The organism is Sphingomonas sp. SUN039, assembly GCF_024758725.1.
Lineage (GTDB): Bacteria > Pseudomonadota > Alphaproteobacteria > Sphingomonadales > Sphingomonadaceae > Sphingomonas_O.
The window spans coordinates 1,262,555-1,276,804 of record NZ_CP096972.1 but is presented as its reverse complement, the minus strand read 5'-3'; the positions used below and the strand labels follow the sequence as shown (position 1 = coordinate 1,276,804).

General features: G+C 62.6%; 11 protein-coding genes. 10 read left to right on the top strand and 1 reads right to left on the bottom strand.

Annotation, left to right across the window (positions count from 1 at the left end):
- The first annotated feature begins 15 nt into the window (after window positions 1-15).
- The 10 genes from M0209_RS06190 (at window position 16) to M0209_RS06145 (ending at window position 12,173) form a co-directional block, all read left to right on the top strand.
- Window positions 16-336, top strand: a complete 321-nt coding sequence (locus M0209_RS06190; RefSeq protein WP_258887416.1) for a hypothetical protein — start codon at window positions 16-18, stop codon at window positions 334-336.
- 113 nt (window positions 337-449) lie between these two features.
- Window positions 450-1,043, top strand: coding sequence for a hypothetical protein (locus M0209_RS06185; protein ID WP_258887415.1), 594 nt, complete (start codon window positions 450-452; stop codon window positions 1,041-1,043).
- Window positions 1,044-1,898: 855 nt separating this feature from the next.
- Window positions 1,899-2,876 carry a DUF2493 domain-containing protein gene (locus tag M0209_RS06180; RefSeq protein ID WP_258887414.1) on the top strand — a complete coding sequence of 326 codons (978 nt, stop codon included), beginning with the start codon at window positions 1,899-1,901 and terminating at the stop codon, window positions 2,874-2,876.
- 571 nt (window positions 2,877-3,447) lie between these two features.
- Complete coding sequence (locus M0209_RS06175) at window positions 3,448-3,972, top strand: DUF736 domain-containing protein (protein ID WP_258887413.1); 525 nt, start codon at window positions 3,448-3,450, stop codon at window positions 3,970-3,972.
- A gap of 91 nt (window positions 3,973-4,063) precedes the next feature.
- The gene (locus M0209_RS06170; RefSeq protein ID WP_258887412.1) at window positions 4,064-4,633 is read left to right on the top strand and encodes a hypothetical protein; all 570 of its coding nucleotides are present in this window, start codon (window positions 4,064-4,066) and stop codon (window positions 4,631-4,633) included.
- Window positions 4,634-4,963: 330 nt separating this feature from the next.
- Window positions 4,964-5,185, top strand: a complete 222-nt coding sequence (locus M0209_RS06165; RefSeq protein ID WP_258887411.1) for a hypothetical protein — start codon at window positions 4,964-4,966, stop codon at window positions 5,183-5,185.
- A gap of 534 nt (window positions 5,186-5,719) precedes the next feature.
- Window positions 5,720-6,010 carry a ribbon-helix-helix domain-containing protein gene (locus tag M0209_RS06160; RefSeq protein WP_258887410.1) on the top strand — a complete coding sequence of 97 codons (291 nt, stop codon included), beginning with the start codon at window positions 5,720-5,722 and terminating at the stop codon, window positions 6,008-6,010.
- Window positions 5,997-8,324, top strand: a complete 2,328-nt coding sequence (locus M0209_RS06155; protein ID WP_258887409.1) for a type IV secretion system DNA-binding domain-containing protein — start codon at window positions 5,997-5,999, stop codon at window positions 8,322-8,324. The genes M0209_RS06160 and M0209_RS06155 overlap by 14 nt, the downstream gene beginning before the upstream one ends.
- A gap of 45 nt (window positions 8,325-8,369) precedes the next feature.
- On the top strand, window positions 8,370-11,771 hold the full coding sequence (gene mobF, locus M0209_RS06150) for a MobF family relaxase (RefSeq protein WP_408988184.1): 3,402 nt from the start codon (window positions 8,370-8,372) through the stop codon (window positions 11,769-11,771).
- Between the two features lie 192 nt (window positions 11,772-11,963).
- Window positions 11,964-12,173, top strand: a complete 210-nt coding sequence (locus tag M0209_RS06145; protein WP_258887407.1) for a hypothetical protein — start codon at window positions 11,964-11,966, stop codon at window positions 12,171-12,173.
- A 101-nt stretch (window positions 12,174-12,274) separates the two neighbouring features.
- Here M0209_RS06145 and M0209_RS06140 read toward each other — a convergent pair whose 3' ends face one another.
- Entirely contained in the window at window positions 12,275-14,236 is a 1,962-nt protein-coding gene (locus M0209_RS06140; protein WP_258887406.1) for an NAD(P)/FAD-dependent oxidoreductase, read from the bottom strand.
- Between the last annotated feature and the right edge of the window lie 14 nt (window positions 14,237-14,250).

The window sequence follows — 14,250 nt, the reverse complement described above, 5'->3', positions numbered from 1 at the left end:
GATCTGGAGAGCAGAATGAGTCGTCACACGCTCGAACCCCGGCCCGACCAGCCGCGCGGCACGCGCATCACGGTCGGCTGGGATCGCCCGCTTGCGACGTTTTTCGCCCAGGTCCTGGTGACCGAGGCCGATGGCGAGGACGATGTCATCTTTTGGCAAGGGACGGCGCCCGGCGAATTGGCGACCGCAGCCGCGGCGCTCGCGCTGCTTGCGCCCTGTGCTGTCGTGCCCGAAGGCCTGGCGGCGACGCTCGAGACCGATCGCCTCAAGTCGCTCGGCACCGCCAATGGCCCCGCGCAGCAGCGTGCACGACTGACGCTCAGGCACCGCGACTAAAGCGAAGGGGAAGGGACGACTACGGGGGGTCGGGCCGACGAGACGCGCCCATGGCCGTTGTACGGCCCGATTGTGCCCGAACGCCTGCAAACCTCATTCCCGGGAGGCTTCCGATGTCGAATTCCTATGTTGCCACCGCGTTTGTCGTCACCACGACCAAGGCCGAGGCGCATCTTGCCCGCCTGTGCTTTACGGCGAGCGAGTTGCTCGGCGACGGGAACGAGACCAGCGCCCATGCCAGCGCGATCCTGCACGATCCGCTGTTCGCCGTGACGTATCCGCCGCTGCCGACCCACGCTGACGACCCATGGTCGGGCTTCAAGACCGTGTTCGAAGACGAAGACTATTTCGGGCTGGGCTGCACGATCGAGGTCGAACCGCGTGAAAATGGCAGCGTCGACCTCTGGATTGCGGGTCATCAGATCCAGGTCGAAACGGTCGCGCGTGTGCTCCAGCGCAGTTGCCCAAGCGCGCTGCCGCTCGCGTTCGAATGGGCGTGCTATTCGGACCGGCTGCGACGCGACGCATTCGGCGGCGGCTATGCTATCGTCGCGGCGGACCATATCCAGCTGGTAACCACGGCCGACCTGATCGGACGCGCTCTTGCCGGACTTAATGGCATCGCCGATGAACATGATCAGGCCATTCGCTATGCTCGCTCTCACGAAGCCGACAAGGGCCGCGATCAACGCACCGACGTCGCCTGATCGCGGCGCGGTTTTTTCGAGGGTCAGTGTTTTTGTCCCAACGCGACCGGGCGCGGTTACGGCAACGGTGACAAGGATGGTCGCCGGGAAGATCGTCGGGACCGGTCGTGTCCTGATATCGAGGCACGCCGACCCGGCACTCCAATCGGCATCCCAATCGGCACCAGCGATCGTCGCCTGGACGGCCAACACACCCAGGTCGCACGTCGATGAAATTCGGTTCTTGTGCGGCAGGGAAGAAGGCACTCGATGATCGGCGCGGCAGGCCCGAGCAGGTCTTGGGGGGCGCATCCCGCGCGGGTGCGCGGGACCGGGCTCTATTCCGCTGGGTGCTGACGAAGCGTCAGCCCCAGCTCCACGGAGCCAGGCTATGCCTGTCTCCGCCCTGCGGGTGACGATCCCTTGCGCGCGGGGTGGATGATCGAGCGCGTGGCGCGGGATCGGCGTGGCAGCAGGAACCCGTGCGCGTCGTAGAGGGGATTCGGCCAGGCGCCGAACGCCCTTGGACGACGGCGCCGGTCGATCACGAACCACCGGTTGTTCGGCCTGTGGCGCGCGGCGATCTGTTCCGGCACCGCTGCCGGGATCTCCGCTGCCCGGCCTCACTCTTTTCTCTCTCTATGAATTCCGATGATGGAATGCGGCGCGCGTGGCCGTCAAGGACCGGCGGTACCCCCAATTTTGCGGGGCCCGGGGTCGCTGGCGCGCCCCGATCCGTCCCCCCAAAATCGGCTCCCCCACCGTCCGCTGGCGCGGCAGCTTCCCGCTGGTCGCTGTCCTGTGACCGCCACGGCGCCGCATTCCCCCGGAGCGACCTCATCGCGGTGATGAGCATTTTCACATCTGGAGGTTTCAATGACCCGTTTCACCAACTTCGCCGACATGGCCCGCCACTTCTCGGACAGCGACAATCGCGACAGCGGTTACGACACCGCGTTCGACGGCCAGAATGAAATGGCCAAATTGTCGATTGTCGACGCACCGCAAGCGCTCGACATGCCCGACCCGCAAATGGTGCGCTGCGCCGTCGAGATGATGATGGGGACATTATTCGATGTGTTCCGCGACACCAGGATGGAAAGCTATGCCGCCGATCTTGCCTGGGGCTTTGTCAACTCGTTCCACGTCGTTGCCAGGCGCATCGAAGGCCGCGAGGACGATGCCGCCAAAGATTTGGGCGAACTCGCGCGATGCTTCGATCCTTCGGAAATCTACGCAACCGAACTCGAGGACAAGCAGCTCCTGGCTCAGACGCTGTTCGATGCCCGGCAGGCGATGGAATGCATGCGCGATCACGCGGCCGATGTGTTCCGTGTCGAAACCGGGCGGCCATTCTCGGCAACCAAGGGCAGCCGCACGTCGTCGAGCCTGACCGCAAGCCAGATCGAAGCTCGCGATTTTCTTGCGGCACGCGCGCGCACGTGTCGCGAAGCCTATGCCCCCGAAGGTCCGGTGGTGGCGTTTTCGGGCGGCAACGTCTGGCACGACCATGAACTGCTCTGGAACCGCCTCGACAGCATCAAAACCCGTGTCCCCGAGATGGTCCTGGCGACCACGGCCCAGGTCAAGGGCTGCGATGCCATTGCCGCAGCATGGGCAGCCGCGCGCGGCGTCAAGCTGGTCCAGTTCCGGCTCGACCGCGCGCACGGCAACCGTGCCGGCTTCGTGCGCAACGACAAGATCGTCGGGCTGCGCCCCGTCGAAGCTATCGTCTGCGAAGGCTCGGGACTTCAAGCCAATTTCGCGCAGAAACTGCGTCAGGCGGGAACGCCGCTCCACATCATTCGGGCCTCGGATCAGGTCCGGGACCTGGGTCGGCAGCAGGCCGCCTGACCAGCCTGCACGGGAGGCCGGACGCAAGTCCGGTCTCTCTTTTTTTCGATGCCGCCCGGGCGCGCCTGACGGGGTCCCGCCGGGACCGCCGCTGCGGCGCGCGGACGCCTGGTCGGCGTCCCGGGCACCGCCGTACCGGCGGTGGTCAAGGGACGCGCGTGATGTCGCACTCTTTGGGTCTGCTGGCGCAGCCCTTTCAGGGTGCGATTTTCTTGTTCTGGCGCGCGGGGCGCTCCGGCCGGTGCGCGGGCGCGGTGTCGTCGGCAGCTGCGGCACCACGACATCGCTGCGCTCAGCCGGATGCCTTGCTGCCCCGACGCCGCGCTTCGTCCGCGTCACCGTCTCGGGGCACCGTCTGTTGATGCGCGCGCGGGCGCGCGGCGCAGTCACGCGCGACGACGGTGCGGCTCACGCCAACTCGGGAAGTGCCGGATCTGGCCCGCCGGCCGCAAGCGCCCGGCGACACAGAGCGTGCTCACGCACGCCGCTCGGCCGAAAGGGCCGAGGAGGGGAGGGGACTGGAAAGTTATGGCTTCGGGAGGTTCCCGAAAGTCGTTTCAGGAGAATGATCATGAGCAGCAACATCGGCAGTATCACGCTTCGTTCGAGCGGCACTTATGTCGGTCGCATCGAAACCCTCCAGGTCGCGATGACCATCGCGCTTCGGCCCGTCGTCTCGCCAAATCCCAAAGCGCCCAAGTTCGACGTCATGGCGCTGAATGCTGTCGCCAAAGTGTGGGTCAAGGTCGGCGCGCTGTTTGCGCTGACGTCGAATTCGACCGGCGAGGAATTCCTCAATGGTCGCATCGACGATCCGAGCCTGTCCGAACCGATCCAGGTCTCGGCCTTCCGGCAGGAAGACGGCAGCTACAACATCGTCTGGCAGCGCCAGCAGCGCCGTGCGGCGCTGCCCGCCGCGACCGGTGCCAGCGACGACATGCCGCCGCTGCCGCTGGACGAGGGGGGACCTGCAAACGGGGCGACCGGCGGCGAAGTCGGCGGCGGGCACACCGACGGCCTCGGCAGTTCGACGGCGCCCGACGCCCCCGAGAACACGGGCAAGGGCCGCAGCAAGCGCGAGCTTGTCGACGCCTGACCGACGACCCGTGGCGGGGCGGCAGCCGCGACCTCCATGGTCGCGGCTGGCGCCCTTTTTGCGCTGTACTTTACGGGGAAAGGATTTGGCCATGATCATCAGCTTCACCGTCGCCGACGACCGCGTCGGCGCACGTCCCTGCGCCCTGGTTTCGGCGCGCCAGCTCGCGGCGTTCCGCAGCTTTGCGGCCGTCGAAGGCGAACGCTCGGGCATCGCCGTGATCGATCGCGCCGCACAGGACCCTGCCGTCGATGATTTCGAGGCACGCGTCTGTCCCTTTGCGCTTGCCGTGCTCGCTGCCGTTTTCGAGCATGACGAAACCGCGATCGGCGTGATCGAGCAGGCGCAGTTTCGGGGTCGTCTTGTCCGCTTCGGCCGCGACAAGGAAGAGAACCACATCTATCTCTGGGTGTCATCGACCCCCGATGACGCGATCCGGCTGAAGGTTTCTAAAGCCAGCGCCTATGCGATCCTGCGGGCGCTCGGCGTCGCGCAGGAACCCGTGGGTGAAATCCGCGCCGACGAACTGCGCGACCGGCTTAGCGATCCCGCAACGCGCCGCCGCTTTGCCGACAATCATGTCGATCATTACCGGGCGCATCTCAACGTGCTTGCCGCGATGGACGAGCCCGATGCCGATGCACGCGTCGTGTGGGCCTGAGCCTCGCGGCGAGCGGGCGTCGGGCATTCTGGCTTATCCTGGCGTTCGGATTCTGGGCCGGCTCGCCTGCGGCCTTGCCGGGCGGGCAGGAAAGAACATTTTCTCTAACAATAGTCCAAGGGTGTCATGCGTCCGGAAGGTCCGTCAAGGATCGGCCCGGCGCATCGATTTTTTGCGATCGAGCGGTGGTGCCGAGATCGCCAGCTCCGGCGTACGCAAAAAATAGACACGCCGGACCGCCCGCCGTGCGGCGCCTTTGGCGTCCCTGACCGACCTCCCGAACGCATGACTGCCAAGCATCCGTCAATTGACGACAATCAGGAGGCTCTCATGGCAACACCCTCACGCATCGCAATCATGGATACCGGCCATTATCTCGCCGCTGTCGCATCCGCCGAACGTCGCGCCCTGCACAGCTATTTCGACCAGCACGTGATCGAGGAAGACGGGCGCTACATCAGCATCGACGAAGGCGATTACGACGCGCTGCCGATGCGGCTCATCGACAAGGTGGTCTATACCGCACATGGCGCGATGAGCGACGAATATTGATCGCGGCACGCAGCGGTCTCGGGGGGCTTCGGCTCCCCTTTTTTTGTGTGAAGAGCTTGTGGCCACGCGGGGCATCGAGCCCCGCGTGGCCATATTCGGTTGTCATCCGGCCGTAGCGCAGCGAACACAGGATCGCCTGCGAGATGTCATGATCAATCGACCTGTGTCGCATGCCGGATTTGATGCGCGTTTCAGCGCGTCAGGTCGGTCAGGGAAACCCGACTCAGCGCGATTGGAAAATCCCCAAACCGACGATGGAGCAGGTCGAAATAGGGGAATTGAAGTGCACACCTAATGCACCTGCGGCGCGTTTTTCCGGTGTTGTTTCAATAGGTTGTCGAGGTGGTTTGGGCGGTCGCGCTGACCGTCGCGGCGGTCTGGCGTCATTTGCGGCAGTAATTCAAGGACTTGCCGAGGTGGTCGAAGGTGGACTGCCTAGCGACCCAGACTCCCAGATTGACACGCGGCGCTCAAGCATTTAATTTCAGATGGCTTTTCTGAGGTTCCGCCAATCCCGCGTCCACCGGGGTTGGCATGAGAAACGACTACGTCAAAACGAGCATATTGATTCCCGGCGACATGAACCGGGAACTCGATCGTGTAGCGGACGCAACTGCCGTTCCCAAAGCAACGCTTATTCGTCAGGCGATCCAGGCGTTCGTAGATCAGGACGGGCTTGCCGTTAACCTCCGCAGGGTCGCCGCTGCGACCGAATTCTGCCAGGTCGCGCTCGACCATATCATCGCCGTTTCGGCGCCGGAAAGACGCACAGAGCTCGCTGCCGCCGCCAAGGCACAAATGGACCAATTCCATGTCGCGCGGTGAGCTGCGCTTCGACCGGTCGGCCATTACCGTCGAGCACGCGACAGCCCGCGGTCGTGTGCTTCGCAATACCGGCAATTTCACGCGCGGATCGCAGCTGATCGGCCATCAGGTCTTCATGTTCGTGGCGGGTGCCAAAGTGCCGTTCCTGATCTGGTTCGCCATCTTCGTCGCGATTTACTGGATCATGCTCTCGGCAGTCATGGGCGAAAGCGAAATTCAGCTTTGCGCCTGGAAGCTTTATGCCGCTGTCTGGGGTTGGCTCGACTTCAATCCGCTCAAGCCCATGAACCTCAAAATGCCAGACGGTTTTTACCGGATGACGGCTATGGGCTATATCCCGCATCTGCCTGCGGTAAAATTGGCGTGGGCCAAAGCAGCCCATTCGTTACTCGGCGCGTTCTTCGCTTCGGTCCTGGTCGCCATGCCGCTCGTCTGGGGATTCATCAAGACCGCCAACACGCGCGGTTCGTCCATTCTCCAGGAGCGCCACGAGCGTGGTGCAATGCTCGTCGATCGCGATATCCTGACCGACGACATCCTTGCTCATAATGCCCATGAATTCGAAAAGTCGGCAGCGCGATTGTTCCCGGGCCTGACCACGCAGGAGGTGCTCAAACTCGACCTGGCGACACGCAAGGAAAAGGGACTTCACCATCCCTATTCGGTTGGCGGCGTCCCCTATCCCTATGGCCTCGAACAGAGCCACTCGATCATTGTCGGAACCACCGGTTCGGGCAAGACAACGCAACTCCTCGATCTCGTCCAACAGATGCGCGCGCGCCAGGACAGTGCCGTTATCTTCGACCTTACCGGCGCATTCGTCGAAGCGTTTTTCGACGCCGATCGCGACATCATTCTCAATCCCAATGATGCGCGGTGCCCGAGCTGGTCGATCTTCGCCGACTGCAAAACGCAGACAGAATTCACAGCTGCCGCCCAGGCGCTGGTTCCGAGCGACGGTGCCAATGCCGACCCGTTCTGGGCGATGGCGGCGCGTACGCTCTTCATCGAAATGTGCATGAAGCTGATAGCGAGCGGGCAGGGCACCAACCAGGCGCTGTCGGACTATCTGATGACCGCCGATCTGAAAAACGTCCACCGCATCCTGCGCGACACCATCGCCGACCCGATCACCGCCCCCGAAGCAGCGCGGATGGCAGAGTCGATCAGAGCTGTGTTCAACACCAACGCACAGGCGCTGCGCTTCCTTCCCGAAGACGGGCCGCAGTTCTCGATCGGCGACTGGATACGGCGCAAGGAAAAGCCCGGCAGTATCTTGTTCATCACGGCCCGCCATGTCGACATGGCAATGAACAAGGCGCTGCTGACGCTCTGGATGGATCTCGCGATCAACACGTTGATGACGCTGCCACGGACACGCGAACTGCGCACCTGGTTCATCTTCGACGAGCTCGGTGCGCTTCACCGACTGCCTGCGATCGAAAACGGCTTGCAGACGGCGCGCGGTTTCGGCGGAGCGATGGTGCTTGGTCTCCATTCCTTCGCCAAGCTGACAGCAATCTACGGTCGTGAGGGTGCCGAGAATTTGACCAGTCTCGCGCGCACCAAACTCATCCTGGCAACCGCCGACCGAAAGACTGCCGAAGCTTGCGCCGAATTCATCGGCAACCGCGAGGTACGGCAAATGGATGAAGCCTATTCCTACGGCTACAACAACCTGCGTGACGCCTCGACGCTGACACCGCGCAAGCAGGTCGAGCCACTGGTAATTGCCGACGACATCACCAATTTGCCCGCGCTGCACGGCTTCGTTAAATTCCCAGACGGCTTTCCGGCGGCACGGATCAAACTGAACATCAAACACTATCCGTCGCGCGCTCAAGGTTTCGAGCCGCGACGCATCGAGCCGGTTCAACGTCCACCTTGGTCGACACCCCAGCCACCGCCTCCTGGCACCCACGAGGGCGGCCGCGATGTTGCCGCCGAAGGTGTAAGGACGCCCGAAGAAGTGGCCACGTCCACGCGCCAAAAGCTCGCGATGCGCCAGGCCTTGGGGATCATCCCGGGCATGAAGGCCGACGCCAAAGACGCGTCGAAAGCCAACGCTGACGATGCCGCAAGCATCGACGCGTCAACAATCTCGACAAATACCGAGCTGGCGCGGCTCGACCAGAAGATCGAGCCGCAGGGCGGGGCAGGGGCTGGCGAAGGCCGGATCGTCGTCACTGGATCGCTCGACAAGCTTCCGGGACTCGACACAGCGCCTGTCGATCAGAGCCTGCGCGAACTCGGCCAGGACTTGGGCGACGACTCCGGCCCGTCACCTGATGGCGGAATGGAAATGGAATTATGACGGCGCGAACTTCTACTATTCTATCGCCGCAAACAGTCTTCTGACATGCTGTCCGTGGCCTCCGTTCGCAGCGCTACGGGTTCCGCCAATTATTTTGCGGCCGACAATTATTATACCCTCGAAGAAGCGGAAAATGTCGGCGAGTGGTTCGGCGTGGGTGCGGTCCTGCTCGGTCTCGCAGATAAAGCGAACGATGGCGTTGCATCCGATGAGCCGCTCGCTTTGTCTGATGCGGATGAATTGTCCCCTGACGCACTCGGGTCGGATGGCGACCGATTGCCTGTCGATGGCGATCCGCTGGTCGAAGACGAAACAGCGGAAGCGGGTGTCGACGCACAACCGGACACCCGTGATGCACGAGATGCGCGTTCCGATTTGCCCGGCCAAGCGGAAGACTTCGACGGACTTGGGTTGGATTTCGAAGAAGCAGTCGATGCCGTGTCGGCGAGCGAGGGCCATGACGCGCCACCGCTCGAGCACGTAGGCGTCGATCTCGACACCGTCAGCTTTGCAACTGTCGACCAGAGCGGCCATATCGTGACCGACGACGGCACCCGATTGTCCTCGAACCCCACGCCGAACGAACCGCCGTCCTTCAACAATCCCGGCGGCAAGGTCGATCGTGACACGTTCAAGGCGATTCTGAACGGAAAGCTGGGCGATGGCAGGCAGGTCGGGGACACGGCCAAGCGTCAGCTCGGGATGGACCTGACATTCTCGATGTCGAAGTCGGCGTCGATCGTCGCCCTTATCGGCGGCGACCGGCGCGTGCTTGCCGCCCACCGCGACGCCGTGAAGGGTGCGATCGCGTTTGCCGAAGCCAATTTTGCCGAAGCTCGTGTGAAGCAAGACGGGAAGGCCATTCCGGTACGTACCGGCAATCTGGTGACCGCGATGTTCGAGCACGACACAAGCCGCGCGCTCGATCCGCAAAGCCACATCCATGTTGTCATCGCCAGCCTGACACGAACACCCGACGGTCAATGGCGGGCGCTTCACAATCGTGAACTCTGGCAACACAAGACCGTGATCAGTTCAGTCTATGCCGCGCTGTTTCGCAACAAAGTCGAGGAGCTCGGGTATCGCACCGAAGCGGTCGGCAAACACGGCGCCTTCGAAATCACGGGTGTGCCATCTGCGGTTCGCGCCGAATTCAGCCAGCGTCGCCAGGCGATCCTCGCCAAACAAGACGAGATCGGGTCGACCAGCTTCGAAGCGCGGAATAAAATCACCGTCAATACGCGCGACGCAAAACGCGGCGCTGGCGACCGCACGCAGCTGCACGCCGACTGGCAGCATCGTACCGATGCGCTCGGATTCGACGCGAAGGCATTTGTTCGCGACGCAACCGAACGGAGCCGCGCACCCGCGACGCTGTTCGAGCGGGGGATCATCGCGGTGCGTCGTGCCGTCGCCGACGCAAAGTCGATCATCACGAATTTGGAGAGGCCACATGATCCGCTGGTCGGGAATGCAGTCATAGGCAACACGATGACGGCCGCCACCGTACGGACCCAATTGGCGGTCGCTTCGGCAATCCGGATCCTCTCGCAGCGCGAGGCCGCATTCGAGGTGCATCATGTCACCAAGACAGCTCTCGACCTTGGACTGAAGGGCGTCGACCACCATTCCGTCGCCAAGCGCGTAACCGAGCTGATCGTCCAAGGTCATGTCGTGCCTGGTGCCAGCACGCGCAGGGACGGCGTAGTTACGATGCTTACAACCCGAGAGGCACTGGCGACCGAAATTGGGATCCTACGCGAGATTGAAGCGGGTAAGAGCGCGGTCGCGCCACTGCTGCGTCCCGACCGCGCCGTCGGAATCATCGGCCGCGCCGCCGGTGACCAAGAACTCAATGCCGGACAGATGGCTGCCGCCGTCTCGATCCTCTCGTCGAACGACCGTGTCGTCGCGGTGCAGGGTATTGCCGGTGCCGGCAAATCGACGATGCTGGGTGCGGTCGCCAGGGTGCTCGCCTTCGAAAACAAGCCTGCCGAGGGGCTCGCCTTTCAAAATAAGATGGTTGCCGATCTGAGCGACGGGACGGGCTTGGCGAGCCGCACCGTCGCGTCGTTCGTCATGCGCTACGAAAAGCATCTCGGCACACCGCACGGCAAAGGGTTCGACGCCGCGAAAGCCGAACTCCGGGGCAGCTACCGGATACTTGACGAGGCATCGATGGTATCGAACGACCAGATGTTGAAGCTCATTCGCATTGCCAATCTGATGGACATTGAGAAGCTCGTTCTCGTTGGCGATCGTCAGCAGTTGCTGAGTATCGACGCCGGCAAGTCCTTTGCGCTCGTTCAGGCAGGAGGTGTCGAGACCGCCCGGATGAACGAGAATCTCCGGCAGCGCACGCCCGAGCTCCGCGCAATCGCGGCCCTGACCAACGACGGCCGCACCGGCGATGCCATCAAGCTGCTCGGCAGCAATGTCGTTGAAAGCGACGACCGCGTCGCCGAAGCAGCGGAGCGCTGGATGAACCTGCTGCGGGTAGACCGCGAGGCCACCATGCTGTTCACGAGCGGTCGCGAGACGCGTACAAATCTCAATCGCGCGATCCAGGCGGGCCTGCGAAGCGAAGGCGAACTGAAACATGGCGGCCTCGTCCTGACAGTCCTCGAGCGCGTCAATGGCACCAGCGAAGAGATGCGCTATTCGCAGACCTATATCGTTGGTCTGCAGCTCGAGGTCCGCCGCAAGATCGACAATGTCGGGCTCGACCGCGGCACCTATCAGGTCACTCAAGTTTTCAAGAACGGTAAAGTCGGCGTTCTGCGGGGCGGCAAACCGCGACGCTTCGACCCGCAGAAGCTACCGGTCGATGACAAGAACGACCGGCTGAGCCTGGCAACCCCGAAAATAATCACCATCCACGAGGGGGATCGCATCCGCTGGACCGAAAACGACAAGAAGCGCGGCCTCCTGAACAGCGCGACGGCGAAGGTGCTAGGTATCGATAACCGTGGCGTTACTTTCGAACGGCCCGACAAAACGGTCATCCGGCTCAGCCACGGCGATCCGATGCTCGCCCGACTCGACCTTGCCTATACGCTTAACATGCACATGGCGCAGGGTATCACCACCGACCGGGCGATCATCGTCATGGGGTCCGAGGAGCGCTACCTCACCAACCAGCGCCTGTTCAACGTGGCGGTGACGCGTGTCCGTGACGGTGTCACGGTGGTTACCGACGATCGTGACAAGCTCGCGCGCCAGCTCGACCGGACCACGGGCGACAAATATTCGGCGCTTGAGACCGTCGGGGCGTTGCGCGTCGATCGCCAGCAGCCGGGCGCGGCGAAATTCGATCCCGGACAGGTCGTCGATTTGGCTCGCGCGGCCCAGGCGGGCCGCACATGTGCGCCCAGCTCCGCAAATTCGACCGATCTCGGCCTGCCGTCGATACCGGTACCGTCGAAAGAAAAGACACTCGATCTATGATGACGACGGGATCGATCTCCCTGCGCGCGCGTGCGCGACGCGACAGCACGATTGGCACAGCGTCAGACAGCATGGGTGACTTTCGGGCCATGGCGGCAGTGCAGTCCATGCGCTCCGGACCGCATTTGCTGAACTCCCGGCCCGAGTCCGTAAATCGCAGTCAACCCACCAAACCACAGCGGAGAACTACTGATGAGCAACTGGAGTTTTCGGTCGATCGGGTCTTTCACGAGCGAAGCCGACGTCGATCACTGGGCGCGAGAAAACCGGGTCAGTCCCCGCGATGTGAAGACGCGGAAGGGCCGCGATGGTCGAGTCGATGCCGAGGTCCGTGAGAGTGCCTATGACGATTCCTCGAATGACGTGTTCGGCGGTTTTGACCGCAAGAGCGGTTTCCGTTGATCTTCGTCTACATTGTGAGCTTTGGCGCCCCATTCTGTCGCAGCTTAATTGTCGGTATTTGACATTTCGTGCCTCGGGGCGAACCGTCTGCTCTTGTCTCCTCAGCTGACTACGAGATCCTCGCCGAAATAAGGTCGCAGACCGGCATCGGTTTCGGCAGGGGGAGGTCCTGCAGGATCGTTCAGCCAGCGCCACATTCGGCGAATGTCGAGCGGTCCGTTGACGCAGGACCGGCCGCCGTGCTGGTAATAATTGTGCGCGCGCGGGTCCATGTAGATCATCTTGCGTTCCATCTCGCCGAGGATGGCAGCGAAGCGCCAATACCCGTCATCGCTAACCTCGACGCTGTGCTGGCCCTTTTCGATCAAGCCCTGAATGCAGCGTAGCGAGAATTGCGCCACCAGTTCGAGCAGATCGACGACGGTAAAGCCGCCGAAATTGTTCGAATTTGGTCCGTAGCACATGAACAGGTTCGGGAAGCCAGCAACCATCGCACCGAGATAGGCGCGCGGGCCGTCCTTGGCCCAGACCTCTTCGATGCGAACGCCGTCGCGACCCCGCACTTCCATCGGCCAGAGATAGTCGTTCGCCCTGAAGCCCGTTGCGAACGCGATGATGTCGACTTCGTGTTCGACGCCGCCGGACACGATACCCTTGGGCGTAATTCGTTCGATCGGATCGGAAACCAGCGTGACATTGTCGCGCATCAGGGCGTCATACACACTGTAATCGGAATCGACCCGGATCGGGCGCGACGCCATCGGCGGAAAACTCGGGATCATTTTTTTGAGCAAATCGGGCCGCGACCCCAGTTTGCGGGTGGCGAAACCGATGCACATGTCGCGCGTGGCCTTGTTCACCGCGCTCAACGCGTGCGGATCGACAAAATCGGGATCGATCGTCGTGCCGAGCCTTGCCACTTCAGGACTCATCAAAGCACCGACGCGGAAGCGCACGTAATTGCTGTAAAAAGGAAAGTTGCGATCCAGCCATACGGCCTGGGGCGGCAGCTTCTTGAGGTAAATCTCGTCTTCAAGGCACCAGTTGGGCTGGCGCTGAAAGAGATAGGTGTGCGCGGCGGTTTCGGCGATCACCGGCGTCGTCTGGTAACCCGAAGCACCGCTGCCAATCACGGCAACGCGCTTGTCCTTCACGTCCACGCCTTCGGGCCAGGCTGCCATGTGAAACGCGTCGCCCGCGAAACTGTCCATGCCGTCGATGACGGGCAGTTGCGGACGTGACAGGAACCCGACGCAAGAGATAACGGCGTTGAACTCAGCCGTGTCTGCGCCCGACGGTCCCTGCGATTTCAGCGTCCATTTTGCGGCAGCATCGTCCCAAAGCATGGCAGTGACTTCGGTATTGAACAGGATGTTGCCGCGAATGCCGAAAGTGTCGGCCACCCATTTGAAATACCGCAGATTGTGGTCACGCGGCGAATAGCTGTACTCGTAGGGGTAATCGTAGCTGAAAAGGTGCGTGTACCCCCGGCTCGAGGTATCTACCCGCGCGCCGGGGTAACGATTCTCGTACCAGGAGCCACCGACTTCGGGATTTTTCTCGAAGACGACGAAGGGGATGCCAGCCTGCTTCAGCTGCACCGCGACATTCAGCCCCGAGATGCCGGTGCCGATGACCGCAACCCTGAAGTTGTCGATGCCCTTCGGCCGGGTGCCACCGGTCCAGTGCACACCGCGCGCCCAGCGGTCGAACGCTGCTTCTTGCTGCCAGATGTGCAGCTCGGCTTCGGGAATTTCGTGTCCGGCGGTGAGCGACAGGCTCTGGCGCAGGCGATCTGTCGGGCCGAGGTCGATCCTCCCCGCGCCGCTGTCCCGGTAGTGCTTCAGGAACGCCGCGCCCTTGGCTTTAAGCAGATCGGCGTCGGCATCGTTCGCCATTTCCTTGCCGACGCCGAATTTCGCGGACGGCCCCGGCGGCATGGTCATCACGTCGGCATCGCCGGTCAGCTGATAGAGCAAGCCACGCAACACCATCGGCGAGGCGTAGTGCATCGCGTCGTCGATTTCAGCGTCGCTTGCCAATAGCAGTTCGTCGTTAGGCATGGCGCACAGGCTCC